19 protein-coding genes and 1 pseudogene are annotated in these 26,061 nt (G+C 57.2%); 6 read left to right on the top strand and 14 right to left on the bottom strand.

What is annotated here, in order from left to right; all coding sequences use genetic code 11:
- Positions 1–57: 57 nt before the first annotated feature.
- The 10 genes from CAG00_RS21780 to wecB all read right to left on the bottom strand — a co-directional run bounded on the left by CAG00_RS21780 (position 58) and on the right by wecB (position 15,882).
- Positions 58–1,146 carry a DUF6270 domain-containing protein gene (locus CAG00_RS21780; RefSeq protein WP_085590028.1) on the bottom strand — a complete coding sequence of 363 codons (1,089 nt, stop codon included), beginning with the start codon at positions 1,144–1,146 and terminating at the stop codon, positions 58–60.
- 470 nt (positions 1,147–1,616) lie between these two features.
- A complete protein-coding gene (locus CAG00_RS21775; RefSeq protein ID WP_139832821.1) occupies positions 1,617–2,627 on the bottom strand; it encodes a D-glucuronyl C5-epimerase family protein in 1,011 nt (336 codons plus the stop codon).
- Positions 2,628–2,843: 216 nt separating this feature from the next.
- On the bottom strand, positions 2,844–3,227 hold the full coding sequence (locus CAG00_RS21770) for a hypothetical protein (protein ID WP_085665314.1): 384 nt from the start codon (positions 3,225–3,227) through the stop codon (positions 2,844–2,846).
- A 72-nt stretch (positions 3,228–3,299) separates the two neighbouring features.
- Positions 3,300–4,517 carry a glycosyltransferase family 4 protein gene (locus CAG00_RS21765; RefSeq protein WP_085665359.1) on the bottom strand — a complete coding sequence of 406 codons (1,218 nt, stop codon included), beginning with the start codon at positions 4,515–4,517 and terminating at the stop codon, positions 3,300–3,302.
- Positions 4,518–4,524: 7 nt separating this feature from the next.
- Complete coding sequence (locus tag CAG00_RS21760; RefSeq protein WP_085665313.1) at positions 4,525–5,760, bottom strand: glycosyltransferase family 4 protein; 1,236 nt, start codon at positions 5,758–5,760, stop codon at positions 4,525–4,527.
- Positions 5,757–7,496, bottom strand: coding sequence for a hypothetical protein (locus CAG00_RS21755; RefSeq protein WP_085665312.1), 1,740 nt, complete (start codon positions 7,494–7,496; stop codon positions 5,757–5,759). The genes CAG00_RS21760 and CAG00_RS21755 overlap by 4 nt, the downstream gene beginning before the upstream one ends.
- A 42-nt stretch (positions 7,497–7,538) precedes the next feature.
- Positions 7,539–7,955 carry a hypothetical protein gene (locus CAG00_RS21750; protein WP_085665311.1) on the bottom strand — a complete coding sequence of 139 codons (417 nt, stop codon included), beginning with the start codon at positions 7,953–7,955 and terminating at the stop codon, positions 7,539–7,541.
- A 181-nt stretch (positions 7,956–8,136) separates the two neighbouring features.
- The gene (locus CAG00_RS21745; RefSeq protein ID WP_085665310.1) at positions 8,137–13,467 is read right to left on the bottom strand and encodes a glycosyltransferase; all 5,331 of its coding nucleotides are present in this window, start codon (positions 13,465–13,467) and stop codon (positions 8,137–8,139) included.
- Between the two features lie 13 nt (positions 13,468–13,480).
- Complete coding sequence (gene wecC / locus CAG00_RS21740; protein ID WP_085590040.1) at positions 13,481–14,743, bottom strand: UDP-N-acetyl-D-mannosamine dehydrogenase; 1,263 nt, start codon at positions 14,741–14,743, stop codon at positions 13,481–13,483.
- Positions 14,740–15,882 carry a non-hydrolyzing UDP-N-acetylglucosamine 2-epimerase gene (gene wecB, locus CAG00_RS21735; RefSeq protein WP_085617718.1) on the bottom strand — a complete coding sequence of 381 codons (1,143 nt, stop codon included), beginning with the start codon at positions 15,880–15,882 and terminating at the stop codon, positions 14,740–14,742. The genes wecC and wecB overlap by 4 nt, the downstream gene beginning before the upstream one ends.
- A 691-nt stretch (positions 15,883–16,573) precedes the next feature.
- On the opposite strand from wecB, the gene CAG00_RS21730 reads away from it, so the two are divergent.
- Positions 16,574–16,909, top strand: coding sequence for a ComEA family DNA-binding protein (locus CAG00_RS21730; protein ID WP_085665358.1), 336 nt, complete (start codon positions 16,574–16,576; stop codon positions 16,907–16,909).
- Positions 16,910–17,154: 245 nt separating this feature from the next.
- Here CAG00_RS21730 and CAG00_RS21725 read toward each other — a convergent pair whose 3' ends face one another.
- Positions 17,155–17,322, bottom strand: coding sequence for a DUF2897 family protein (locus CAG00_RS21725; RefSeq protein ID WP_010952850.1), 168 nt, complete (start codon positions 17,320–17,322; stop codon positions 17,155–17,157).
- Between the two features lie 181 nt (positions 17,323–17,503).
- Here CAG00_RS21725 and pyrF point away from each other — a divergent pair, with 181 nt between their 5' ends.
- On the top strand, positions 17,504–18,205 hold the full coding sequence (gene pyrF / locus CAG00_RS21720; RefSeq protein ID WP_010952851.1) for an orotidine-5'-phosphate decarboxylase: 702 nt from the start codon (positions 17,504–17,506) through the stop codon (positions 18,203–18,205).
- Positions 18,206–18,393: 188 nt separating this feature from the next.
- On the opposite strand, the gene CAG00_RS21715 is transcribed toward pyrF, so the two are convergent.
- Both CAG00_RS21715 and CAG00_RS21710 read right to left on the bottom strand, forming a co-directional pair.
- Positions 18,394–18,669, bottom strand: a complete 276-nt coding sequence (locus tag CAG00_RS21715; protein WP_015269340.1) for a DUF3077 domain-containing protein — start codon at positions 18,667–18,669, stop codon at positions 18,394–18,396.
- A gap of 470 nt (positions 18,670–19,139) precedes the next feature.
- Positions 19,140–20,141, bottom strand: a complete 1,002-nt coding sequence (locus CAG00_RS21710; RefSeq protein ID WP_085665309.1) for an NADP-dependent oxidoreductase — start codon at positions 20,139–20,141, stop codon at positions 19,140–19,142.
- Between the two features lie 175 nt (positions 20,142–20,316).
- On the opposite strand from CAG00_RS21710, the gene CAG00_RS21705 reads away from it, so the two are divergent.
- On the top strand, positions 20,317–21,078 hold the full coding sequence (locus CAG00_RS21705; protein WP_061302981.1) for an SDR family oxidoreductase: 762 nt from the start codon (positions 20,317–20,319) through the stop codon (positions 21,076–21,078).
- A 59-nt stretch (positions 21,079–21,137) separates the two neighbouring features.
- Here the strand turns inward: CAG00_RS21705 and CAG00_RS21700 are convergent, their stop codons facing one another.
- Positions 21,138–22,313: an MFS transporter gene (locus CAG00_RS21700; RefSeq protein ID WP_085665308.1), complete on the bottom strand. Its 1,176-nt coding sequence runs from the start codon at positions 22,311–22,313 to the stop codon at positions 21,138–21,140.
- Positions 22,314–22,539: 226 nt separating this feature from the next.
- Between CAG00_RS21700 and CAG00_RS21695 the strand changes: the two genes are divergently transcribed.
- From CAG00_RS21695 to CAG00_RS29345, 3 genes and pseudogenes are all read left to right on the top strand, one after another.
- Positions 22,540–23,937, top strand: coding sequence for a PLP-dependent aminotransferase family protein (locus CAG00_RS21695; protein WP_085590048.1), 1,398 nt, complete (start codon positions 22,540–22,542; stop codon positions 23,935–23,937).
- Positions 23,938–24,053: 116 nt separating this feature from the next.
- Positions 24,054–25,133 (top strand): annotated as a pseudogene (locus tag CAG00_RS29350) (HAMP domain-containing protein); the annotation flags it as partial.
- The gene (locus CAG00_RS29345; protein WP_371034086.1) at positions 25,113–25,994 is read left to right on the top strand and encodes a methyl-accepting chemotaxis protein; all 882 of its coding nucleotides are present in this window, start codon (positions 25,113–25,115) and stop codon (positions 25,992–25,994) included. The pseudogene CAG00_RS29350 and the gene CAG00_RS29345, both read left to right, overlap by 21 nt.
- Positions 25,995–26,061: the final 67 nt, after the last annotated feature.

Here is a 26,061-nt window from a genome sequence, read left to right as displayed (position 1 = left end):
TAGTCGCCAATGGTAATTGCCTTATGCATGGCCAAGCCATGCATAAGGCTGAAACGACTACTCGCTTAAGTGATCCAAAGACCTTACGGTGCATTTACAAGAAATTCTTTCGCCTAGAGAATCCTGATAGAAGGCCATAATGCTCAACTCTCCTGGCGTGTCAGGAATAGAGAAACGAGCACTTTGTGACGCTTGGTACCAACGAACGTCATGTTTGTTTCCATCTACTAGCAAATAGAATGCGAAGCTCCCGCTCTCGTACATTCTTCCATTCATTACCAATGAGCAGTGCGCAAAAATCCCATCTTCCGACTTCCTGGCAGTAGCGGTAATCGTTGCTCCTTCAGAAATAAGCAGCGAATCCTTCTGGGTAGGCTCTTCGGGTACAGATTTAATGGCGTTGTTTGCAGATGTTATTGAATTCAGTTGCGAGAGGGCTTCTTTGTAGTATCGCTCGCAATAGTGAAAGGGGGATATTCCCCAGCGGTGATGTTCGTCTGATGCGAAAAGTTGAGGTGGGAAGTGCAGAAATTGATTTTTGTGTAACTTTTTTTCCAGTTCACCATACATCCAATCCAACTCTCGATTGGCTTTTTCAATCGCATCTAAAGAAACTGGGAAAGTCGTCTCGCTTGAGTTCTCAAAGTGTGAGGCCCAATGTACCTTGTTGACGATGACGCGGTCGAGTTTCTTATGCTGTTCTAGGATTTCGAGGAACTTGTGCATTCCTTGAATCCATAGCGCTCGGCGCTCAGATGAGCCGGGCTTAATTAGTCTAAAGCCATTGGCGCTGCCGTCAGTCAGCAGGCCGCTCTCAACTAGCTCACTAGATTTTGTAATTATTTGTCCGGATGGTAGGGCGACAAGGTCGAATCTCTCATCGATTAGATCGATTAGTATTAGATCGGCGTTGTGGAACGCATCTGTATTTGTGAGGATTTGCTTGGAAAAATCGTACGCAACCATGCGCCGTCTGAATGCAGACGGTATACGGTTGAGTGCCTCCTCATTTTCGTATGCAGCACTGCATAGCGAAGCCATGGAAGACCTTGCGAAGTAATCGGTTAACTTAAATACTCGGCTGTCTTCTAGGTTGAATATATCTCTAGATACACAGCTACCGTAAATCATCAAGTTCTTGATCACTATCTTCTTCAGCCTTCTCTATTCTAGCTTCACATAAATGGATGCGGGTCCTGTTCCGTCAGGCCTCTCACCTAGTTACAGTTCGCTTCGCGCCCAATAATGTGGAGGCAGCTTGGCGATCTCCAAGATGTCGCTTACCGGTAACTGAGCTTTCATTATCCATAGACGGCATTAGGAATGCAACGCGAGCTCCACGATCAGGAAGCATCCCGACCGGGTTTTAGGGTGGAAAGAAGGGATCAGCGAGTATTGGATCCAACATTTTTGGTGAAGGTTCTTTGAACTAATTTGGCTTAAAGTTGTCGCATCTCGCGATATTGCATTACGACTATCGATGAAAATGCGAGCAAAGACAAGAAGGTCTTTGAACCCTGTTACCTTTAAAGGGAGAGCGAGCTCTGTGGTCCAAAGCCTGCTCAAAAATAGAAAACACCATGAGATAATGAAAGCAATTTCAATTCTTCAATCGATTAAAGCGAAGGTTGAGGCTCTTTTTTTGTTGTTAGTTGCATTTTTAATGGTGTGTAAAAATCGAGGGCCGCTTTTCTTCCTGCCAAATAGGTTTCTTTTTCGCATTCCTTGATTGTTTTCGAATAGAACTCTTCAAAAGTTTGTGCGGTTGTTTTGAGGCTTACATCGTCGGTTGCTTCGGCGATGTGTTTTGCAAGATGGACGGCTCTTGCCTGTCCATAATCGGGGAGTAATGCGGCTTCAATTGAATAAGAAAAGTATTTTGCCTCAAAAATTTGACCACTTAAGTTTTTGGACATTGTCAGTATTGCTTGCTCGATGGATTCATCGACAAAACTCATGCCAGTAAGCTTTCGGAATTTCAGAAGAGCTATTATTGCACCTATATGGCCATTGTAGACGCGAAAGCGCATATTGCCATTTTCTTGTATTTCCGTCCCCAACTGCTTTAGGTATTCGATTTCGTTCTCTTGGGGGGTGAAAACATACTCGTAAAGCCAAAGGTCACCATTGGAGTCCTTTTCGGACAGCCTCATGGATGCATCTTTGGATATAATTGTTCTGATAAGCCTGACGGACTTGTCTAAGTATTTCTCGTTTTCGGTTGCTTCGTATAGACGCATGTATCCGTATGCAGTGTAGGCATTCATGAACGCGCCATAGAATGGCTTTTTCATTGTCGCCCAGTACATTGGGAACGCAAAGTCGTTTCTTACGTAGTCGTGGTCGTCTATTGTTTCGGTATATATACTTGCCGCCAAGTCAATATAGTCTATCTGGTCGAGCATGGCTTTTGATATGCCGTGTTTCTTGCATGAAGCATCTAGTGCGCATGCATTAATTGCAAAGGCATAAGGGTTAAACGGCTGGTGGTAATCGGTTACATACTTCTCTGGCCACGGCCTGAACAAATCTAGATGATGCTTCGGTTGCCAATCGGTTCTGTTTGGGCCTGTGCTCATTGCCCGGTCAAACCAATCGGTTGTCAATGCTTCGTAATGAATCTTCATTGCTCTTTTGCCCTGTGTCCTTTCAATTTTTAGCAGTCAGGTCCGTGCACCAATATTCTGCGTTTTGGTTTTGTGTGTTGGCGGTATAGGCCGAATTTGAAGGGGCTGTGTTTTTAAAAAACTGTTATCTGGGAGGTTATACTCCCGCTACGATGGTGCTCATGGCGGGAGTATTAAAAAAACCAACGTAAAGCTGATCGTTGAGAAAGATACTGATTATTTCTGCTTTTCCTGCCAGTAAATGCTGACTACGGCCGGTGTTTTGTCGTTGATTACAACGCCGATGGTAGGAGCATCTTTTTTTATGTAGTGAGTTTTCAGGGCTGTCGACGCAGGATTTTGCTGCTCGGAGGCAATATAGCCCAGCGCGCGGAAGTGCTCGTTTATTTTCGCTTTGGCGGCGTCTTGTGCGAGCGTATACTGAACTTCAAAGCTTTTTAACGTGCCATTTTCAATAGGTTTGCTAGTGTTCTTATTTATGTTGCCTTCTAGGGTCAACTTTTCACCCGTAGGAAGCTGAATGTCAACGCCTTTTTCTTCATTGCAGCCGCCCAAAGCGAGCAGGCAGGACAAGATTGCAATACAGGTGGTTCTTTTCATATTAAACTGTAAGCCTAGGATTGTTGGTGTGTAAGTGTAAATTTTTATTCTGGCAAATTTAGCGGTTGGTTACTATTCTGTCTGCTCAAACTCTGCATGCTTTGGTGATGTTCTGAGCAGATCGAAAGCCATCTCTTTTTTGATAGATGTCCGTGAATATTTTTGTATGAATTCACTTCTGGCAGTCGGACGAAACTCAAGTTTTCTGAAGGACTTTATTGCGCCTTCGATATCGCATGGATTGAATACAGCGGTATTTTGAATGTGTCTACTGGCAAAGCGACCAGGGTAGCCTGACAGGCCCGCCAATATGGGCTTTTGCGTAGCTGCATATTCGAATAGCTTTGAGGGCAGGACGCGACGGAAAGCTTTCATGTAATTCAGATGCAGGAATAGAGCATCTGCTTCGCGATAAAGTCGAAGTAAAGAGTCACGTTTCATCGGCGGAGCTAGATAGACGTTGCTGACTTTTTCGCGCTCAAGTGCCTTTTCGAGTAGGCTAATTGCGCCGCCGGAGCCAATGATATGGAAGTCTGCTTCGTGTTCTAGGTGTTTGGCCAGTTGCGGCACTATCAAGTGCAAACCTTGGCCGGCACCAATATTCCCCGCATATACAATTTTCAGTCGGCGTGGTTGTGCTGAGGCGCTTTGCGTCGCAATTGCCGCAGGGGGAGGTGTCAGGAAAAGCTCATCGATTCCGTTGGTGTACAGCGTAAACGCTTTTTCTGGGTAGCGTTTGGTAAAATACGGGATAAAACCAGGTGAAATAAGATTCACTTTGGCGGCTTGCCGGATAGTGATAGCTTCTACTGATGAAAAAACAAAGGAGGCTATTTTCCCAAGTGTCGGCGGAAGCACCCCTTGCAAGGTGTCAACAAAAATATCCCTGATATCCAGGTACAGTTTCGTGCCTGTTCTACGGGAGATGTAGGCGCCCAGTGAGGCTGTCATCAACCGCGACGATGTCGCGAATACCAGATCGTAGCGCTTGTGTTTTACTGCTTTGCACACTTGCATGGCAAAACTGCCAAATGAAAATGCTTGGTCTATGAAACCGCTTTTATGTGTGGGTACAGTAAGACGCCGAACAGTCAGGCTAGGTAATTGCTCATAGCTAGAGGCATTGGCTTTGAAGGTGTGGTATCGATTAGGTTGTGTGGTGATGACGTCGATTTCTACGTGGTCACCAACATTATCCAGGAGCGCTTTTACCAATGCTTCTGCACGGAAAGACCCTGCCGACAAATCCGGAGGATAGTAAAAGCTCAAAAAGAGAATTCGAGTTTTCACGGTCGGATCACCTGGCCTGAGCAGGGGCAAGTAGTACCCGCTCATAAAGATCGATCAGGCACTTTTCCTGAGTTTCCCAGTTCAAATTCCGTGCTGTACGCTTTGCGTTGTTCGAGAAACGTTCGCAAAGGTCCCGATCATTCAGAAGTTTCACAATCGCGTCGATCAGTGCCTGCTCATCGTTTGCAGGCACCAGAATGCCGATTTCATTGTTTCTGACGATTTTGCGTATTTCGGGGAAGTCGGTAGCGATCACTGGCAACCCAGCGATCACATACTCGAAGAGTTTGTTCGAGTCGGTCGTGTAATGGTTGAGGCAGGTGTTCTCAATGGGCTGTAACCCAATGTCTGCAGATGCCGTATAGGCAGGAAGCTCAGCCAAGGCTACAGTCGGGATAAAGTGGACTTTATGCCGTATATTCAACTTCTCTGCTAGTTCCATGAGGGGCTGAGTCAATCGGCCTCCACCAATTAACACAAAATAGCAATCAGGCACATGCTGGGCACAGCGGACTAGTTTTTCCAAGCCGCGTCCTTGCTGCAAACCGCCCTGATAAACAACGATTGGCCACGACTCAACCAGCCCCAGTTCATCTCTGATTTTATTGGAGCGAGGACTCTCGACAAGTCTAGGACGGTTTTGCAAAACCAACGGCCGTTCTACCCCATAAGCCCTCGCGAAGTATTTGGCGCGTGCGTCAGTCGTAGTGATGGTACCGTTGGCAGATGGCATCAACCATTTCTCAACGAAACCCACAACCTTTCTCAGGCTTTTGTAGCCTTCTCGACTGGTGCTGATTTCATGTGCGTCGTATACAAGCTTGGAACGCGACAGCTTTGCGGCCATCCACGCAGTGGGAAGAGTATTCACATCATGAGAATGAACAATGGGGGCGCGGTACTCAAGCATCTTGAGGAGCAATGCAAAGTGCGTCCATCCGCGCGCGATGGCCCTGAGTAAAAGCAGCTTCAGGCTGGGCTTGATAGGGGAGGGAGCTGATGCCTGACCAGCGGCTTTGGTGGCAAGCCGTACGTTCTTATTGCGAAGTTTCCATAGAGGGGAACGTGCTACCCGCACTACTTCGATACCGTCTGGCAGTACCGTGTGCTCTTGTGTAACGCCAGGGGTGTGCAGTGCGAATACCCTTACCTTGTATCCCGCGCGTTGCAGCGTCTGAGCCTCCTTCATCACGCGCGCGTCGTTCAGGAACTCGTTCCAGACAATCATGGATACTTTTGTCATTGCGTCGCGCCCTCTACAGCTGCGGGTGAATCGAAAATTTCAATGCAGTTGACGATGTCGGGTGTCAATGCAAGAGCTGCCGAATATTCTTTACGGATGATATTTTTTTCAAGCATGTACATCAGGGCTGCCAGCCAGACCTTTTGAGGGGCCGCGGAAGCGAGCACCTGACGTTGAACTGTGGAGTTCAATATCTCGAAAAGTGCTTCTTTCTGGGTAACAGGCCAGCTACAACCAATCGCTTCTATTCGCCAGTTGCTCCAATGGCTGATGACAAAACCAGATGAAGGTGAAGATAGAATTGTACTGTTGGTCATGTCCAAAGGTACGATCTGTCGGGGAAGCGCGGCGAGATGGCTGGTGATGGTTGGTAAGTTTTCGATGATACGGTCGACGTTACGCGTGTCATCCTCACTGATGCATGCCAAACGCAGCGAGTTGATTGTGCTTTCATCAAGGCGCTGCTCAAGGTACAAGCGTGTACGCGTAAACTGCGCAATCAAGTCTGCAGAAGGCTCGAGTAATATGAGCCTCTGAGCAATCGCAAGGACACCCTCGCCAATTTTTCGGCCGCCGATTAGTTTTTCAGCATCTTGGAATTCATAGACATGGCAGTCAATGTCGCTGACTCGATAGTGGCCAATAAATGGCAGGCCGGGTAGGCCGGATTGGGTAAGAAGTAGCGTCCGCTCCTGCAATGCAGAGGACGAAATATTACTGCCAAACACCTTCACCAGCAATGTATTGGGATTGTCCTGTCCATCAAGCTGTAGTGTAAACGAATAAATATCGGCAAGCCCCATCTGATGCCAGTGCATCTGGTAGCTTTCGACTGCGCCCAAGTGTAGTTTTTCGAGAAGTGACTTTACCCACTTCTCTCTATTGTCTACATTCAGAATGTATTCTAGGCCGTTGCTCTGTGCGCGAACCTCAATGAGTGGTTGGGACTGATAGAACAACGCATTCACTTGTCGGTGTTGAATGCGTAGTCCGATGATGTCAAGAATCATGCTTGCCAGTCTTTGCAGACCTTGTCGCATGATAAGCACAGCAATAACTGCATTGAAGACCTTGGTGTGCTGGGAGTACAAGAAGTCAGTAACGAGGAAAAAGAAGCTTAATAGAAAGCCGGTCGCGGATAAGGCATTGAGAATCGCTCCGTAGTGCTGATGGAAGCGCTCTCGGACTTTTTTAACGTGATTGTACGTCAGAATGCAGATGCTACCTGCGATGAATAAGTAGGAGAATATAGCTACCAACAAACTAGGATATACATAAAGCAGCGTCAGCGCGCTGAGGCTGAAAAAGCCTGCCCCGGCCATGGCGCGGTTAAAGCGTGAGTAAGCGTTGGTAGCAAATTTGTCCTGGTTCTCAAACAAATTCAGTTTCGAGGTTCGCGCTAGAAGCGTTCGGGTTCCTTTGCGACAAAGCAGAGCTGTAACCAGTTCTAAGATCAAGTAGGCTATGTAGCAAAGTGCTGCAGCAGCTGACAGCGCATAGATCAGATGATCCTTGTCCAGCGTATGCAATATGGACGGAAAATAGGCAGGGGTTTTTTCTGATCCCAGCAGGATGATGACCTTGAGAGGCAGGAAAAAGGCCAGAAGAAGAAGTATCTGGCTGGCCAGTGTGCTGATCTGCACTAAGACCGTAATTATCGGTACGACTCGGACGAATTTTACGCCCAAGGAAATGCACCAACCGATAGTATCTTTGATCTGTTGCTGGAGTTTCATATCAAGCCGAAACCGTACGCGCAAGTAGCGTGCGAGCGTCCATTATTTTTCCTGCCAATAAATACTGGCGAGCGTTTGGTAACCGTTTTCTTGGCTTCGTGTGGTAAAAGCCGCGCCAATCACAGGAACGGACCTTTTGTAATACTGGACTTTGAACTGGTTGGCGTCATTGACGATGATTTTGCGCTTGTAGCCGTTGGCTTTCAGGACGGCGTACACATCATTTTCAGCTACCTTGTCAACCCCGGAGTACACGAACTCATGCACATTGAGGAAGCCGGAATTATTGGGCTTCTTGTAGGACTTCTGAAGCGTGCCCCTGAGTAGAACATAGATAGAGTCACTCAGGTGCAGGACATTGGCGGACTTATCTGTTGTCGTAACATCACCTGTTGGTGGTTGTTCACAGCCGGACAATATTGTTGTCAGGATCGCAATAATTAAAACATACAGCTTCATGATGTGGTCACTTCCAGCAGTGACAGGCCTGGGCGGTTGACCCAGGTCGTCAAGTCGTGTGTGTTGCAGTCCAAATCGAGTGAACAGGCTAGGGCCAAAGCCGTTCATGCTTTCAGAGGGCCTGATGCAGATACCTAGCATTTGTGAAAACAAAATGCTTCCAGTGGGACTGATCACGTCTTCAAAGGTTCTGAATCACGGCGATTTCCCGCTCTGCCATTTTTTCAGCGGAACTCTGCCCGCGAACACGTTTGGCTGCTGCCTTGGATTTCTCTATGAACGTGTTGCCATTGAGGTACATATCCTCGATCGCCTTTGCCAGTTGCTCATAGCTCTCCGGTTCGACTACGTACCCGGATGTGTTGTCGACGAACTCAGGAACGGCAGCCACGGCAGTAGTTACCGGAACGAGGCCTGATGACATGGCTTCGTCGCGGGATACACCTTGGGTATCCATGCGGCTTGGGCAAAGGAAGATGCCGTAGTCCTTGTGTGTATCGGCAATTTCCGAGTGGTTGAGGAAGCCCTGTTGGATCTTGACGTTGCCGTAACTGCGCAGCGGTGCCAAGGTTTCTTCAAACAGCGGGCCGTCGCCGATCAGGCAGAACTGCATGTCGTTGAACCAGGATTTGCCCGCCAGGCTCTGGATCGCCTTCACGGTCAGGTCGTTGGCATAGGTCTTCGAGGTATATGGACGGATGGACAGCACTTTCTTGCGCTGCTCGGCCAACTTCTCGCGATGGTCGAACAGGTCGGTGTTGATCGGGTTGTGAATGATTTCGAACTGGCCTTCAGGTAGGCGGAAGCCAAGGTCTTCCATCACTTCTTCCGCGAAGTAGCGCGATACAAATACCAGTTTCAGGTTCGGGTGCATCGGTTGCAGCAGTTCGCGCCAGAACGTCATGCGTTTTTCGCTAGCGAGCTTACCCAGACGCAGTTGCTCATCGGTGGTGAAGTTGTACTCGCGACGCCACCAAGGCTGGATATCCGCACCATGTACCCAGACAGTGATACGCGTGCTATTCAGGAACGGACGCAGTGCGTTCCACATCTGCTCGTCGAGGAAGTGCACGAGGATCGACTTGTAGCGATTCTTCTCGAGCATTTTTGTCAAGGTCGAAGTGCAGCCGGTAACCACATCGACGTTCTGGAACTCGTGGTAGCTGACCGTTTCGTTCGGTCGCAGACGGAATACGTCTACGTTGACCCCACGCTCTTGGTAGGCCGTGACCCGGGTGTGCACGAACTTGTTGCGGTACAGGTCTGAGTAGGCCGGATAGTGGTTGGTCAATAGCAAGTGCTCTCCGCGGCCCATCATTTCAGATGGCTGCAGGTTGCGGTGCCCCAGGACCAGTGCCTTCAGTTCGGTGCTACCCGCAGAGTAGGCACGCAGACCGAAGCGAATGTAGGCCGCTTCCGGTGGAATATCGGAAGTTTGGTTACGGTTGGCATGTTGCATCACGTGGCTGATGCGCTGCTTGTCGGCATCAAGGAACAGCACGACCAACTGCAGGTTCAGGCCAGGCGTGCAGTCAACAAACAGCTTGAGGCGCCCATCTTCACAGCCCAGTTCATCCACACGGACTTCCTGCTGGGCGTAGATGTACTCATGCTTGCCGTCGGCCAGCTTGGAGTGCACGCGCCAGGTATCGCCATCAACGACCAGGTCAACGAACTTGTTGCGGATGATGCCAAACATCTCAGCCAAACCGCGCCCCGTGATTTCCGGCGCATCATGGTTGATTTCTAGCGGGGCAATGGATTGTGCACGCGCTTGCAGTTGATCGATGGTCATGCCGAGATTCAGCTCAAGGTCATTAACCTTGGCGCTGATGCTCTCCTGGTGTGCAGCTCCGTTCTCACAGTAGTTGAACGGGTCGATGGCCAAGCCTTGAGCATGGGTGTACTGCAGCGTCGGCAGACTCTTCAGCCAGCTGCGCAGTTGCTGGTTGGCAACGATCCCGGTCGCAACCAGCGCGCGTCGGGCACTCAGCGTCTGGGTTGGGCGGTAGGCTTGTTCATTCGAAAGCAGTTCTGCACTTTGGCCTGTGCAGGTAAAGTGGGCCGCTTTACCGACAACTTGGGCGCGGCTGTAGCGGGTTGCTAGCGCCAGATCCAGCAGGTAGTTCGGGCCGTAGTAATCGCCAGGCACAAAAGCGGCGATCCAAGGTGCATTACCAACCAGTTCACCCAGCAAGGTTTTTTTCAGCTGGCCAGGCTTAAGCACCTGGATGCGTGGATCATCGCCGACGATGCTGCTCTGGTAGGTATCGCTGATGACGATCATTCGTACTTGGCTATAAGTCTGGCGATCCAGGTTCGCACGCAACAAATCGAACTGCTGGCGGTCGTGCGCTTCGCCGATGACCACAATCTCCGGCAGGCGCTGGGCCTTTGCGGTACCGGTGACCTTACTCATCACGTATTCCAGGCGCTGAGTGTAGGTATGCTCTTGCATTACTTTGCGCAGGGCAGCCAGCCGCAGCTTGTCAGTGTTCAGCGGGTCTTCCGCCAGCAGTTGCAGGCGGCGGAGCATTTCTTCGCCGTTGTCGGTGGTAACAACCAGGTCGCCGAACAGCAGGCGTACGCCGCGAGAGAAGTTGCTCACGGTGAGGGTATTGCAGCCGAGCAATTCGAAGACGCGACGGGCAAACATCGATTGAGATTGCTTGATCGAATTCAGGTTGATCGCGTAGCGATAGCCCTTGTAAGCCGTGTCGATTTTCTCGAAGGGCAGGGTACCGACGATGTACGGCTGGTATTCTGCAGGGAACTGGTAGTTGACGTCGTTCTTGCCGAAGTTGCGATCGAAGATTTCCAGCGGACGGAACTTCGGCAACTCGCAGACGAAGTTGCCCAGATCGCGGGTACGCTCCGGGTAACGCGCGTAGTAGGCGCCAGCGAAGCAGAAGGCATCTTTGCGCTCGTACAATTCGATCGGGTTATGCAGCGCTGGCTGGCAGGCGAACGGCAGCAGGTAGACGCGGTCGTGACCGAGCGCACCTTTGTAGCGGTGAATGCAGTCGATATCGGTGGTAAATACATGATCGAACTGCTTGGCAGTGGTCAGGAAGGTCTCGAAGTGAACTGGGTCTTCCTTGTTCCAGAACACGGTCGGTACCTTGTTCTGACGGCACCAGGCCAGAATGTCCTGCAGTTCCTGGCCGTTGTGGCCTACTTTGCTGCCCCACAGGTCATCCTTGCCGCGCCAGGCGGACTCGATGAACAGCAGTTCTGGACCAAATCCTTCGATTTCTGCTTTCCAGTTGGCTGGCGTCAGCGGCATCAGGTCGCATTCAAAGCGGTAGGATCCGAAAGTGAACTCATCCATCACGCACGCCACTTTCAGACGGCTGACAGGCTGATCGACCTGGCGTAGCAGAGTAGTGCGGCTCTGTTCGCTGGTCGGCAGGGCCGCTGGCAGCTTCAGGTAGTTCTCGTCCTGTACGACAGGTGCTGGCGGCAGCAGTGCCTTGCGTGGTTCGTTGGCCAGCAGCTTCTGCTCGTTTTGCTGGCGTTGCTGGCTGGCTTTGCGGTACAGGCGCAGCAGGCGTACGGGCAGCTTTACCAGGCCGCCCAGCGAGGTGGCGCTGTTCTTTATCTGGTAGCCGAGCTGATAGGTCATGCTTGCGCGGGTTTTCACCAGGCGCTGCTCTGCCAGGTTGCGCTGGGCGTTAGCGCGACCGAGGTCTTCGTTGAGTTCATCGATCTTACGTTGCTGAGCGGCGCTGCGTTCAAGCAACTGACTGATGCTGGCCTTCAATTGCGGGATCTGTTCGCCTGTCAGGGCGCGGTACTTCATGTTTGCCGCGCCAAGGCCTGCCTTGGACGAGTTGATCTCGGTTTCAAGTTGTTGGCGGAGACTCTGCCACTCTTTGTTGGTGGCAGCGAGGCTGGCTTCGGCTGCCTGGCGGCTGGTGCTTTCAAGCATCAATTGCTCTTCAAGCATGTCTTTGGCCTGGCCAAGCGACTCAACGGTCTCTGTCAGAGCCGCTCGCGCTTCTTCAGATTCAGTTTTGGCGAGTGACAGCTTATGCAACTGGTCTTCCAACTGGGAACGTTGTTCAACCAAGGCATTGATGGAGCTTGCCTGGGCGCTATGCTCACGCTGGCTTTGTGCTTGAGCGTCGCACATTAACTGCAACTGGTCTTCCAACTGGGAACGTTGTTCAACCAAGGTATTGATGGAGCTTGCCTGGGCGCTTTGCTCACGCTGGCTCTGCGCTTGAGCGTCGCTCATCAACTGCAGTTGAGCTTCCAATGCAGCTTGATGAGCGCGCAGATCGGTGATGGTGGCGATATGGCTATCAATGACTTCCCTCGCCTGAGCCAACTGATCGTTTACAGCCTTGAACTGCTTTTCCTGCGCCAGTTGCTTCTCTGCGGCGCCTCGCAGTTCCTCAGAGGCCTCCGTCAATTGCCTTTGTGTTTCGGCGTGTTGATTCTGGAGCTCCTCGTATTGCTGTTCGGCGTCTGCGAGGCTTTTTGCGCGAGCCTCCTCAACCGCCACGAATTTCTGTTCCAGTAGGCCATACTGTTCGGTGGCTAAACGATACTTTTTGTTGGCCTCCACCAGCCGCTGCTTTACCTCTTCAAGCTCATGGGCAATCTGAGTCTTGGTATCGAGGCATTCCTGGTTGGTTTTTTGCAACGTGGCAATCTCTGCCTCGCGGTTTTGCAACTGTTTGGCAAGGGCGTCAGCTTTTTGCGCCTCCGGCTTGAGCTGGCCAATCTGTTCCGTAGCACTGCGATACTTTTTGTTCGCTTCATCCAGACGCTTGCTAATTGCGCCGAGATTTCCCCGCAAAGTGCGCTCGATGGCTTCGAACGCCTTTTCCAGTTCACGAACGCGATCAACAGTCAGCGAGTCGATTACACCTGGCTTATGCGTTTCGCTCTTCACCGCAACGATGCCCAGCCACTTGCCGAGCACCTTGACTTCGACAATCTGCAAGTGCTCGGCCAGCAACCGGAACGGTTCCATCAGGTAGAACGTGTGCTTGTGGTCAATGAAGTCATTGACCCCGAACGGCACGGTAATCACCAGGCGGCCACCCTGCTTGAGCAGGTCGTGGGCCTTTTCGACGAACAGTTCCGGTCGCACCAGGTGTTCGAGCACTTCGCTGATGACAATGGTTTCCGGTTCAACCTCGAGCGTGTCCAGCGCGAGGAAGTCTGAATTGATATACGTGACGTTCTGCTGGATGTGGGCCGGTTCGGCAGACAGGTAACCCTTGGCCTCTGCGATGGCCTGCGGGCTGGTATCCACACCGGTGACCTGGCAGCCTTCACGTGCCAGCAGCAGGGGCACGATGCCCTGCGAGCAGCCGACATCCAGGATCCGGCGCCCTTTGACCTGGGCGCAGATCCAATGGATGCGGGACTGCGTTTCCCGCATGAACTGCTCCCCCAGCTTGCCGTAATAGGCTTCCATCACACGGTCATGAATATCGGCCAAAGGTGAAGGCAGCTCTGTGGTCACGGTAGGTTTCTCAAGCGTGGGGTTGTTCATGCGGTTTGCTCCATCAAGCCTGGGTAACGCCGGCGGCGTCGATCACGAATGCCGCGTCGCGCACGTTGAAGGTGCCGCGGAATTCGCGGTGCTTCACCAGCAGTACGTGGATGTCGGCGCTGTCCTGGGCAAAGTCGAAGTCCACATGCTCGTGGCGCGCCAGGCGCTGCGGCAGGGCTTCGATGTTCGGCTCGACCAGTTGCAGGGTGGCTTCCAGCTCGTTGCCCAGACGCTCGGCAATGCTCAGGGCAGGGCTTTCGCGCAGGTCGTCGATGTCGGCCTTGAAGGCCAGGCCGTAGCAGGCAATTTTCACTTGCTGGGCCGACTTGCCCGGGTTCTTGATCAGGAAGTTGGCCAGGGCCATCTTGACCTTGTCGATCACCCACTCAGGCTTGCTGTCGTTGACCACGCGGGCAGTGCGGATCAGGCGCGCCTGCTCTGGGGTCTGGCTGACGATGAACCATGGGTCGACGGCAATGCAGTGGCCGCCCACGCCTGGGCCTGGCTGCAGGATGTTGACGCGCGGGTGGTGGTTGGCCAGGCGAATCAGCTCCCACACGTCGATGTCCAGCTTGTCGCAGATGATCGACAGTTCGTTGGCGAAGGCAATGTTCACGTCGCGGAAGCTGTTTTCGGTCAGCTTGCACATTTCTGCGGTGCGGGCGTTGGTGACGATGCACTCGCCTTCAACGAAGGTGCGGTACAGGCGTACGGCAGCTTCAGAGCACTTCCTGGTCATGCCGCCGATGATGCGGTCGTTTTCCACCAGCTCGCGCAACACGTGGCCTGGCAGCACGCGCTCAGGGCAGTGGGCAACGCGGATATCGGAGTCTTCACCGTGGGTTTGCGGGAAGCTCAGGTCCGGGCGGGCCTGGGCCAGCCAGAAGGCCATCTGCTCGGTGGCGCCGACAGGGGAGGTGGATTCCAGGATGACCAGGTCACCCTTTTTCAGCACGGGTGCGATGGCCTTGCTGGCGGACTCGATGTAGCTCAGGTCCGGCTGGTGGTCATCCATGAACGGGGTTGGCACGGCGATCAGGAAGGCGTCGGCAGCTTCCGGAACGGTGGAGGCGCGCAGGAAACCCTCGGTCACGGCAGCGTGTACCACCATGTCCAGCTCAGGCTCGACGATGTGGATTTCACCACGGTTGATGGTGTCGACTGCGTGCTGGTTTACATCGATACCGATCACGTGCTTCTTGCGGGCGGCGAAAACGGCGGCGGTTGGCAGGCCGATATAGCCCAGGCCTACGACGGAAATCTTGTTGAAGCTCATGCTACTTCCTTGGAACGGGAGAAGTTGGAAAGTGCGTCGAGGATTCGCGCGCACGCTTTTCCATCGCCGTAGGGGTTGTGGGCGAAGCTCATCTCGCGATAGGTCGCATCGTCGGTCAGCAGTTTCGCCAGGTTTTCGGTGATCGATTCCACGTCGGTACCCACCAGCTTGACGGTACCGGCAGCCACGGCTTCCGGGCGCTCGGTGGTGTCACGCATGACCAGTACCGGCTTGCCCAAGGCTGGGGCTTCTTCCTGGATACCGCCGGAGTCGGTCAGGATCAGGTAGGAACGGGTCATCAGGTAGACGAACGGCAGGTAGTCCAGCGGCTCGATCAGGTGAATGTTGTTGACGTCGGCCAGCAGGCGGTTGACCGGTTCGCGCACGTTCGGGTTGAGGTGTACCGGGTAGACGATGTCCACATCAGGGAATTGACGCGCGGTTTGCACCAGGGCCTGGCAGATGCGCTCGAAGCCGCCACCAAAGTTTTCGCGGCGGTGGCCGGTGACCAGCACCATGCGGCGCTCAGGGTTCAGGAAGCTGAACTGGTTTTCGAACTGGCTTTTCAGCTCGGGGCTTTCCAGCTTGCGGACCACTTCCAGCAGCGCGTCGATCACGGTGTTGCCTGTGGTGTAGATGGTCGCGGCGTCCGTACCTTCACGCAGCAGGTTGTCCTGCGAGGTGGAGGTGGGCGCGAAGTGCAGGGCGGCCAGCGCGCCCGTCAGGCGGCGGTTGCCTTCTTCCGGCCATGGCGAATACAGGTTGCCTGTGCGCAGGCCGGCTTCCACGTGGGCAATCGGAATCTGCTGGTAATACGCGGCCAGGCTGGTGGCCAGGGTAGTTGCGGTGTCGCCGTGCACCAGTACCACGTCAGGCTTGAACTCGGCCAGCACAGGCTTCAGACCCTGCAGGATGGCAGTGGTCACATCGGTCAGATCCTGGCCGGGTTTCATGATGTTCAAGTCGTAGTCGGGCGTGATCTCGAACAGCTCCAATACCTGGTCGAGCATCTGGCGGTGCTGGCCAGTTACGCAGACACGCGACTCAAAACGGTCGTCCTGGGCAAGGTTGAGGGCCAGGGGGGCCATTTTGATGGCCTCTGGGCGGGTGCCAAATACGGTGAGGGTCTTGAGGGACACGGCGACGGTCTTCTGTGTATTGATGTAAAGGCGATTGGATCTGGTGTTACGGGGTGCAGATCACAGGTATTACGCAAATCGGCCGGGGGGAGTGGCCTAGGGGGCTCCACACACGCAAGCGCGAACGGGGGGCTTTGAAGGTGGTGAAGAAAAATTCATGTGGCTCGGATCCTTCAAGCATAGCGGTTGTCCAATGACCGCAAATTTATCATTTCGTCATCAAGATGACATCCCGTATGGCACGTTTTTTTCCCCTGATCGTCCGAATTTGCCCCTATCTATCGGATGATTGGATCCTATTTTTGAAAGTTACATCAAGAAAAACGATTGTTTGATGTTATTCAGGCATCATGCCAATAAAGTCAATACAACCGAGGCATACGACGAATGGGATGGGGCCTTGTCCGGCAAGGCTTGTGGGAAAAACAACAGCTTTTGGTCTGAATGAAACCTAGGTTAAACGGGAATTTACCTAGCGGCGATTTGCTATCGCCTTTGTTTCATGAACTTATCCTGAAATATGGCGTAACGCCATTGCTTTTGGGTGGGCGAAGTTGCTTTTTTTAATGTCGGATTCGGTAACGATTAACCAGGTCAAGAGCCTTTTTGCAAAATGGCAGAGCCGCTAGGGTTGATTGCGCAGCCGAAGGAAAACGGCTGCTGGAAAATGACCAACCCAGGAGTGTTCACCATGCGTAACAACGTTCTGTCGTACCTGCTGCTGCCGCTGTTCGCCAGCCTGTCCTTTTCCCTTAGCGCTGCCCCGGCCAGCGCCACGGCGGTGCCCGAGCCGGTGCCGGTGGTAAGCCAGCAGCAGGCCCAGCAGCCGCAGCGGCTGGACCTGAACACCGCTGACGCGCTTACTTTGCAGAAGGAGCTGAACGGGATAGGGAGGGCCAAGGCTGAGGCCATCGTGGCGTACCGGGAGGCCAATGGGCCGTTTGCCTCGGTGGATGAGCTGCTGGAGATCAAAGGGATTGGTAATGCGTTGCTGGAGCGCAACCGGGACAAGGTGATGGTGGAATAGGGGGGAGGGGCTGGGGTTTGTGTCCTGGCCCTGACTTTCATGAAGTAGGCGATCTAATTGGCTGGTTGACGCGCCCCCTGTAGGAGCGGCCTTGCGTCGCGAGAGGGCTGCAAAGCAGCCCCAGCTATTCCTGCAGTGCCGCTGAACCCCGGGGGCCGCTTTGCGGCCCTTTCGCGACGCAAGGCCGCTCCTACATCAAACGTAACAGCCGGTCAGATCGTGGCAGCGCCAGCGACCGGGGTGCGCTAGCGGTCCTGCGCATCCTTGGCATCCGCTTCGGCATTGCGCTCATGCACCTTGCGCAGCTGTTCTTCGGTCAGTGGCAGTTTCTTTGCCGTGTCGCGCAGCAGCATCAGCCCGCCGACGATCGAGCCGAGCGCTATGATGAGTATCAGCCAGGCATACCAGGGCATTTTCGTTCTCCTCTGCTGGTGATGGGCAGCGCTTGTACAAATGTTGAGCAATTGCCCGTTCCGTTGGTTCAATTATAGGAGCCAGCCACTGTCGGGCCAATTCCGTGACCCGCGGGCCCCAAAGCCTGTGCCACTTCGTTTACAATGCGCGCCGTTTTCGACTTGCCAAGAGACCCTGCCCATGTCCGCCTGCCAGACGCCCCTGATCGTCGCCCTGGATTTCCCTACCCGTGAGGCCGCCCTGAAGCTGGCTGACCAGCTTGACCCTGCGCTGTGCCGGGTGAAGGTTGGCAAGGAGCTGTTCACCAGCAGCGCTTCGGGCATTGTCGAAACCCTGTGCGACAAGGGCTTCGAAGTGTTCCTGGACCTCAAGTTCCACGACATCCCCAACACCACTGCGATGGCGGTGAAGGCTGCCGCCGAGATGGGGGTATGGATGGTGAACGTGCATTGCTCCGGTGGCCTGCGCATGATGGCGGCCTGCCGTGAAGAGCTGGCCAAGCGCAGCGGCCCGCAGCCGTTGCTGATTGGTGTGACCGTGCTGACCAGCATGGAGCGTGAAGACCTGGCCGGCATCGGCCTGGATGTCGACCCGCAAGAGCAGGTGCTGCGCCTGGCGGCGCTGGCCGAGAAGGCTGGCATGGACGGTTTGGTGTGCTCGGCGCTGGAAGCCCCGGCGCTGAAGGCGGCGCACCCGTCGCTGCAATTGGTGACCCCAGGCATTCGCCCGGCGGGCAGTGCGCAGGATGACCAGCGCCGTATCCTCACCCCGCGCCAGGCACTGGATGCGGGTTCGGATTACCTGGTGATCGGCCGGCCGATCAGCCAGGCTGCCGATCCGGCGCAGGCGTTGGCTGCGGTGGTGGCGGAGATTCGTGGGTAAGTAGCCCGCGTTGTAGAGAAAGGCCAGCATGAGAGTGCTGGCCTTTTTTGTTTGGTACATGGCACCGCCTTTGGCGGTGATCGCCGGCAAGACGGCTCCCACAGAAGAGCGCAGCCTCACAGGCAGAGCTGGACCTGTGGGAGCGGGTGAGTCAGCTTTTGGATTTTGGGTTGTTCCCTCAAAGCCTGTCAGTGCAGCTTGTTCTTGGCCAGTTCGATGTCGTTCATCAGGGCCTTGGCCATGGCCAGCAGGTAATCGGCGGAGCCCAGCAGTTTGTGGTCATCTTCCATGTCGCCTTCGCGTACAAGGTGCTTGATGTAGCCCAGTAGGACTGACACGTGCTCGTAGGCATCATCGATCGGCACGCCGGGCTGTACGCGGAGCAGGTCCAGGGTGGGGTTGCCGGCTTCGAGGAAGGTTTCCAGGCCTGCGGTAAGGATGGGGGAGGGGGTGTACTTTTTCATGGTGAAAATCCAGTGCGTGACGAGGAGCAACCACCCGGATCTTTCTCACGGACAAGGGTGGCAGCCATTGCGCGGGGTGAGAAACCGGTGCACTGACGCCGGCCAAGCCGAAGCCTGCCCGCGAATGGCTGCCATTGAACAGTGGAGCAGCAGTGCATAACAGGTTCTCACACCCGGTCACCAACATGGCGACCCGGTGAAGTTATCCCTGAGGGATTTCCCCGACAATTCAGCTGCTTCCGACCGCTGCGTAGGATAGTTCGCTTGCTGCTTCAAGCTGAAGCGGTGGGGGCAAGGTTCAGGAAAGTCTGACGCGCTGCGAGCGAGGTGCGGCAGTTATCGCGGGGGCCGCTGTGCGGCCCAATCGCCGGCAAGCCAGCTCCCACAGGTACAGCGTCGGGCTCAAGGGTGGCGCTGTACCTGTGGGAGCTGGCTTGCCGGCGATGAGGCCAGTGTTGGCTACCTCAATCTCAAACCTTGAGCACCAACTTGCCAAAATTCTCCCCACTGAACAGCTTCAGCAAGGTCTCGGGGAAGGTCTCCAGCCCTTCCACCACATCTTCCTTGCTCTTCACCTGCCCGGTGGCCAGCCACCCGGCAATCTCCAGCGCGGCCTTGCCGTAATCCTTGGCGTAATCCATCACCACGAAGCCTTCCATGCGCGCTCGGTTTACCAGCAGCGACAGGTAGTTGGCCGGGCCTTTTACCGCTTCCTTGTTGTTGTACTGGCTGATCGCGCCGCAAATCACGATACGTGCCTTGAAGTTGATGCGGGTCAGCACGGCGTCGAGGATATCGCCGCCGACGTTGTCGAAGTACACGTCCACGCCTTTGGGGCATTCGCGCTTCAGGCCGGCCAGCACGTCTTCGGCCTTGTAGTCGATCACCCCGTCAAAGCCCAGTTCGTCCTTCAGGTACTGGCACTTCTCGGCGCCGCCGGCAATGCCGACCACGCGGCAGCCTTTGATCTTGGCAATTTGCCCGACAATGCTGCCCACCGCGCCGGCCGCGCCGGAAATGACCACGGTGTCACCGGCCTTGGGCTGGCCGACGTCCAGCAGGGCGAAATAGGCGGTCATGCCGGTCATGCCCAGCGCCGACAGATAGCGGGGCAGGGGCGCCAGGCTGGGGTCGATCTTGTGCAGGCCCTGGGGTTCGCCAGTGAAGTAGTCCTGCACGCCAAGGGCGCCGCTTACATGGTCGCCCGGCTTGTAGGCAGGGTGGTTGGAGGCAACTACTTCGCCAACGCCCAGCGCGCGCATCACCTGGCCCAGGGCCACGGGCGGGATGTAGGACTTGCCTTCGTTCATCCAGCCGCGCATGGCCGGGTCCAGTGACAGGTACAGGTTGCGCACCAGCACCTGGCCTTCGGCGGGCTGTTCGGCGGGCACGGTCTCGAAGCTGAAGTCGTCACGGCGCACGGCGCCGACCGGGCGTTTGGCGAGCAGGAAGCGGCGGTTGGTGTTGGTCATGGCGGGTCCTTGTGGGCAATGGAAGGGGGAGGCGTCAAATCTACCCTGTTGATGTAGGCAGGTCCTTAACATCACTGACAAGCATGGTAGCCCAACCGGTGGGGTGATGATGCTGCCCGGGCGGCTGGTGGCTGACTATGCTCTGAACCCCACCAAGCACGCTTTGGAGCACGCGATGAGCATGACCTTTTCCGGCCAGGTAGCCCTGGTCACTGGCGCCGCCGCCGGTATCGGCCGGGCAACCGCCCTGGCTTTCGCCCGGGAGGGCCTGAAGGTGGTGGTGGCCGACCTCGATTCGGCCGGTGGCGAGGCCACTGTGGCCCTGATCCACGCTGCGGGCGGGGAGGCGCTGTTCATTGCCTGCGACGTTACCCGTGACGCCGAGGTGCGCCAACTGCACGAGCGCCTGATCGCTGCCTACGGCCGGCTGGACTATGCCTACAACAACGCAGGTATCGAGATAGAGCAGGGCCGCCTGGCCGAGGGCAGCGAGGCGGAGTTCGATGCCATCATGGGCGTCAACGTGAAGGGTGTGTGGCTGTGCATGAAGTACCAGCTGCCGTTGCTGTTGGCCCAGGGCGGTGGGGCCATCGTCAATACCGCTTCGGTGGCGGGCTTGGGCGCGGCGCCGAAGATGAGCATCTACAGCGCCTCCAAGCACGCGGTGATCGGCCTGACCAAGTCGGCGGCCATCGAGTACGCCAAGAAGGGCATCCGGGTGAATGCGGTGTGCCCGGCGGTGATCGACACCGACATGTTCCGCCGTGCCTATGAGGCCGACCCACGCAAGGCCGAGTTTGCCGCTGCCATGCATCCGGTGGGGCGCATTGGCAAGGTCGAGGAAATTGCCAGTGCCGTGCTGTACCTGTGCAGTGATGGCGCAGCGTTCACTACTGGGCATTGCCTGGCGGTGGATGGTGGGGCTACGGCGATCTGAGCCGAAACCGTGTGGCCTTCTTCGCGGGTAAACCCGCTCCCACAGATACCCCGTTGCCCTCAGGTCCTGTGATGTCCCTGTGGGAGCGGGCAAGCCCGCGAAAAGGCCCTGGCAGACCACATTAATGCCAGCCCAACCACCACACATCCCACCACCAGCACACCACCAAACACCAGCAACGCCAACTGTGACCCCAGCCGGTCACTCAGCAGCCCGGTAAAAATCACCGGCAGGCTGAACCCCAGGTACGCCAGCAGGAAGAACCCGGCACTGGCCCGTGTCTTCTCGCTGCCGGCCAGTTGGTTCACCGCCGCCAGCCCGCCCAGGTAGATAAACCCGTAGCACGCACTACTGGCCGCCACCGCACCCAGCAATACCGCGCCCAGCTGGCCGCTGTCCGCGCCCCAGGCCAGCACGGCATAGCTGCACGGCAATATCACCAGCCCCAGCAACGTGGCCGTACGGCTGCTGAGGCGCCGTGCCATGGGCTGGAACAACAACCCGCAGCTGATCACGCAAAAGGTCGAGAACCCCGACCAGGCGCTAAGCCCATGCTGGCGCAGGATGCCCGGCAGCAGGGCGATCACCAGCCCCACGCAGGCCCATGCCAGCAAAATGGCCAGGCCATAGGCCACGCTGCCACGGGGGTAGCAGGGCAGGCGCAGCATGGGGTTGCGTGCTGCCGGGCGTGGGTCCGGCAGGCGCCACACCAGCAGCATGGCCAGCGCCGCCAGCAGCAGTTGCAGGTGGAAGCTGCCTGGGGTCAGGCTGGGGCCGCGCAGCAGGAACAGGCTGGTCAGCGCCGCGCCCAGGCCAAAGCCCAGCGAGGTGCTGGCGGTAACCCAATTGGCGGCGCGGGTGTTGTCCGCGCCGCCCATCAGTTCACCCATGTAGGCGGTGGCTGTGGCCGAGGCCAGGCCGGTACCCAGGCCGAGGAACAGCCGCGCCAGGCCCAGGGTTTGCAGGCTGGGGGCCAGCAGCATCAGCATGGTGGCGACCATCGACAGGGCCAGTGCGGCGAGCACCAATGGCCGGCGCCCAACCCGGTCGGCCAGCCCGCCCAGGGCCAGCAGCACGGGTAGCACGCCCAGCACATAGCCGGAGAAGGCCACTGCGGTGGCGGCGGCGCCTTGCCCGGAGAGGTCGGCGTAGGTGATGTATAGCGGGGCCTGCAGGTTGACGGCCAGGGTGATCAGGCAGAGGGCGAAGGCCAGGCGGGCCGGGGCGGAGGGCATGGGTAGGGATCCTGGTTCTGTAGTGGCTGTACTGGCCCTTTCGCGGGTGAACCCGCTCCCACAGGTACTGCACCGCTCTCGGGTTGGGTGCGATCTCTGTGGGAGCGGGTTCACCCGCGAAAGGGCCGGGCCTGCCCACTCTGATGCCAGCCCATCCCCATCACCAGACACACCGCCAACCCTTTTATGCTTAACTGTTCGCTCAAAACCAGCGAACACTTGCCCCATGCACTTGCCCCTCGACCGCACCAGCACCACCCCGTTGGTGCAGCAACTCACCGACCACCTGCAAACCTGGATCGACCAGCAACGCCTGCGCCCCGGCGCGCGCCTGCCGTCGATCCGGGCCTTGGCCCGCAGCCAGGCGGTCAGTGCGTCGTGTGTGATCGAAGCCTACGACCGCCTGGTCGCCAGCGGCTGGCTGGAGGCCCGCCACGGCACTGGCTTTTTCGTCGCCGAGCGCAAACCCGGCCTGGCCGTGGAAGACGCCCAACCCTGGGGCGAGGCCGGCGACGGCAGCTGGCGGCAGTTTCGCGAGGGCCATGACGAGTTGCTCAAGCTGGGCTGCGGCTGGTTGCCCAGCAGTTGGCGCGCCGCCACCGAACTGGCCCAGGCAGTGCGCCAGGTCAGCCGCGGCAACCCACAGGACCTGTTCGACTATTGCCCACCTTTGGGCCTGGCCAGCCTTCGCCAGCAGTTGCACAAGCGCCTGGCGCAGCTGGGCATCGCCGCCGGCCCCGAACGTATCCTCACTACCCACGGCGCCAGCCACGGCCTCGACCTGCTGGTGCGCACCCTGCTGCGCCCGGGCGACACGGTGCTGGTGGAAAACCCCGGCTACTACAACCTGTACAACCTGCTGCGCCAGCACCAGGTGCACATGCTGCCGGTGCCGCGCACCGCCGAAGGCCCGGACCTGGCCACCCTCGAAGCTCTGCTGGCGGCGCATAAGCCGCGCTGCCTGTTCATCAACAGCCTGTACCAAAACCCCACCGGCACCAGCCTGACGCCCAAGGTGGCCTACCGCCTGCTGGAGCTGGCCCGCGAGCACGACTTGCGCATCATCGAGGACGATATCTACGCCGACTTCCAGGAAGGCCCGGCCACCCGCCTGGCCACCCTCGACAGCGAACAGCGGGTAATCTACATGGCCAGCTTCTCGAAAACTCTCAGCAGCTCGCTGCGGGTCGGCTACCTGGTCGCCGACCCGGCATTGCTGGCGCGCCTGGCCGAGTTGAAGATGGTCAGCGGCATCGGCACCTCGCGCTTTGCCGAGCAGGTGGTGGGGCAGATGCTGGCCAACGGCAGCTACCGCAAGAGCGTGCAGCGGCTGCGTGTGCGCCTGGGGCAACACATGGCCAGGCTGCTCGGCCAGCTGGAGCAGGCGGGCTGGCAGGTGTTCTGCGAGCCCTACGGCGGCATGTTCGTCTGGGCCTGCGTGCCGGGTCGGGATTTCGCCAGCCTGGAGCGCCTGGCGCTGGAACACGATGTGCTGCTCACCCCCGGCAGCGCCTTCGATTACCAGGGCACGGCCAGCACCTGGCTGCGCATCAATGTCGCCTACGGGCAGGACTCTCGCGCCCAGGCCTTCCTTCAGCACGCAGGGCGACCTCTGCCAAGCTGATAGCGACACGCTCATAGCTATTTGACACTATTCTGACGCCAGGCCCTTGTTCATCGGCTGGCAACGTTGCCACCCTTGGCCTTCGGGATAACCTCGCACGCAGAAGGGGAATCGGCATGGGCGCGAGCAAGCACGGTGTGCTGGCCAACCTGGGCATGGCCCGCAAACTCGGCCTGGGCTTTGCCTTGGTGCTGGTGCTGACCCTGGCGGTGGCGGCCATTGGCATTGCCGCGCTGCACAGTGTTGGCCAGCGCTTCGACAGCTTGCGCCAACTGGCCCAGTTCAATACCGACCTGCTGCGCTTGCGCCAGCACGAGCAGGCCTTTGCCCTACGCTCCGACCTGCAGCAGGCCGAGGCCTTGCGCAGTGGCCTGCAGGGCCTGGCCGAACGCGCCCGTGGCCTGCCGGCGCTGGCGGCGGCGGAAACCGACCTGGCCGCCTACGGCCAGGCATTCGAGGCCTTTGTCGAAGCGGTGCAGGCCAAGGAGCTGGCGCTGGACATGGCCAGCTGGTCGGTGTCCAGCGTGGCCAACAACCTCGATGTGCTGCAGGCCGGCCTGGCTGACGACGGCGTGTATACCCTCAAGCAGTCCCAGGGCCAGCAGGGCGGCGCGTTCCTCGAGCAGGCCGGGCAGGTGGCACAGGTGTCGCGGCTGATGCTGCAGGCCATGGACGAAGCGCGGGTACGCCTGGAAAAAAGCCGCAAGGGCGAAGAGGGCGTCAGCCAGGAACGCATCGCCCAGACTGTCGAGGCCGCCAGCCTGGTCAGCCAGTTGCAGGGCGCCGTCAGCGATGCTGGCTACCAGAGTGTGCTGGGCGAAGTGGCGGGGCACATCGGCAGCTTCTCGGAAAAACTCAACGAATACACTGACCAGCTGGCCCGCGAGCAGGGCTTGAAGGCGCAGTTGCAGGCCAGTGCCGAACAAGTCACCAGCCGGGTCGACCAGGCTTACCTGGGGCAGGAGCAGGCCCTGCAGGGCGAACTGCAACGCAATGCCGTGGCCATCGGCCTGGCTACGGCATTGGCGTTGCTGGTAGGTGTGCTGGCCGCCTGGCTGATCACCCGCGCCGTGGTCGGCCCGCTCAAGCATGTGATTGCCCGCGCCCAGCGCATCGCTGCCGGCGAGCTGAGCTTTGACGCCCAGGCACCACGGCGTGACGAAGTAGGGCAGCTGATGCAGGCCATGCAGCAGATGGCGGCGGGCCTGTCGGGCATTGTCAGCGGTTTGCAGCAGGGCATCGAGCAACTGGCCGGCAATGCGCAGGCGCTATCGGCGGTGACCGAGCAGACCAACCGCGAGGTGGGCAGCCAGAAGGAAGAGACCGAGCAGGTAGCCACCGCCATGCAACAGATGACCGCCACGGTGCACGATGTGGCGCGTAATGCCGAAGAGGCGGCGCAGGCGGCCCAGGCTGCGGACGAGAAGGTTGATTCCGGGCAGCAGGTGGTGCGCCAGAGCATGCAGCGCATCGAGCAGCTGGCGGCGGCGGCGGAGACGGCCAGCGCCGGCATCGACAGCCTCAGTGCCGAGATCCACACCATTGGCGACGTGCTGGAAGTGATCAAGAGCGTGGCCGAGCAGACCAACCTGCTGGCGCTGAATGCTGCTATCGAAGCCGCTCGGGCGGGTGAGCAGGGCCGTGGTTTTGCCGTGGTCGCTGATGAGGTGCGTGCGCTGGCGCGGCGTACCCGGCAGTCTACCGAGCAGATCGAGACTCTGGTCGCCAGCCTGCGCGGCAATGCCCAGCAGTCGGTGGCGCAGATTCGCGGCAGTACCGAGCTGGTGCGTTTGGCGGTGGCTGATGCACTGCAGACCGAAAGCGCGCTGGGCAGCATTGCGGCGGCGGTGTCATTGATCCAGCAGATGAACCAGCAGATTGCCGCGGCGGCCGAGCAGCAGAGCTCGGTGGCGGAAGAGATCAGCCGCAGCGTCACGCAGATCCGTGGTAGTGCCGATCAGGCGGCGTTGGCAATGCAGGACAATGCCCGTTCGAGTATCGAGCTGGCGCAGTTGGGGACCGACCTGAAGGGGATGGTGGGGCATTTCAGGTTGTGATCTGGGTCCGGGGCTTGTGTTGCCTGTACCGGCCTCTTCGCGGGTAAACCCGCTCCCACAGGAATAC

Origin of the sequence: Pseudomonas sp. B5(2017) (genome assembly GCF_002112825.1) — a bacterium.
In the GTDB taxonomy this organism is placed as follows: Bacteria; Pseudomonadota; Gammaproteobacteria; order Pseudomonadales; family Pseudomonadaceae; genus Aquipseudomonas; species Aquipseudomonas putida_Z.
This window is presented reverse-complemented; position numbering and strand designations above follow the sequence as displayed.

Bases quoted from the DNA above. Each gene is read 5' to 3' on its own strand.
- CAG00_RS21770 (WP_085665314.1), bottom strand. From the start codon at position 3,227: ATGAAAAGAACCACCTGTATTGCAATCTTGTCCTGCCTGCTCGCTTTG.
- wecC (WP_085590040.1), bottom strand. From the start codon at position 14,743: ATGAGCTTCAACAAGATTTCCGTCGTAGGCCTGGGCTATATCGGCCTG.
- CAG00_RS21715 (WP_015269340.1), bottom strand. From the start codon at position 18,669: ATGAAAAAGTACACCCCCTCCCCCATCCTTACCGCAGGCCTGGAAACC.
- CAG00_RS21775 (WP_139832821.1), bottom strand. From the start codon at position 2,627: ATGAAGATTCATTACGAAGCATTGACAACCGATTGGTTTGACCGGGCA.
- CAG00_RS21760 (WP_085665313.1), bottom strand. From the start codon at position 5,760: ATGACAAAAGTATCCATGATTGTCTGGAACGAGTTCCTGAACGACGCG.
- CAG00_RS21750 (WP_085665311.1), bottom strand. From the start codon at position 7,955: ATGAAGCTGTATGTTTTAATTATTGCGATCCTGACAACAATATTGTCC.
- CAG00_RS21730 (WP_085665358.1), top strand. From the start codon at position 16,574: ATGCGTAACAACGTTCTGTCGTACCTGCTGCTGCCGCTGTTCGCCAGC.
- pyrF (WP_010952851.1), top strand. From the start codon at position 17,504: ATGTCCGCCTGCCAGACGCCCCTGATCGTCGCCCTGGATTTCCCTACC.
- CAG00_RS21700 (WP_085665308.1), bottom strand. From the start codon at position 22,313: ATGCCCTCCGCCCCGGCCCGCCTGGCCTTCGCCCTCTGCCTGATCACC.
- CAG00_RS29345 (WP_371034086.1), top strand. From the start codon at position 25,113: ATGCAGGCCATGCAGCAGATGGCGGCGGGCCTGTCGGGCATTGTCAGC.
- CAG00_RS21755 (WP_085665312.1), bottom strand. From the start codon at position 7,496: ATGAAACTCCAGCAACAGATCAAAGATACTATCGGTTGGTGCATTTCC.
- CAG00_RS21705 (WP_061302981.1), top strand. From the start codon at position 20,317: ATGAGCATGACCTTTTCCGGCCAGGTAGCCCTGGTCACTGGCGCCGCC.
- CAG00_RS21725 (WP_010952850.1), bottom strand. From the start codon at position 17,322: ATGCCCTGGTATGCCTGGCTGATACTCATCATAGCGCTCGGCTCGATC.
- CAG00_RS21745 (WP_085665310.1), bottom strand. From the start codon at position 13,467: ATGAACAACCCCACGCTTGAGAAACCTACCGTGACCACAGAGCTGCCT.
- CAG00_RS21695 (WP_085590048.1), top strand. From the start codon at position 22,540: ATGCACTTGCCCCTCGACCGCACCAGCACCACCCCGTTGGTGCAGCAA.
- CAG00_RS21710 (WP_085665309.1), bottom strand. From the start codon at position 20,141: ATGACCAACACCAACCGCCGCTTCCTGCTCGCCAAACGCCCGGTCGGC.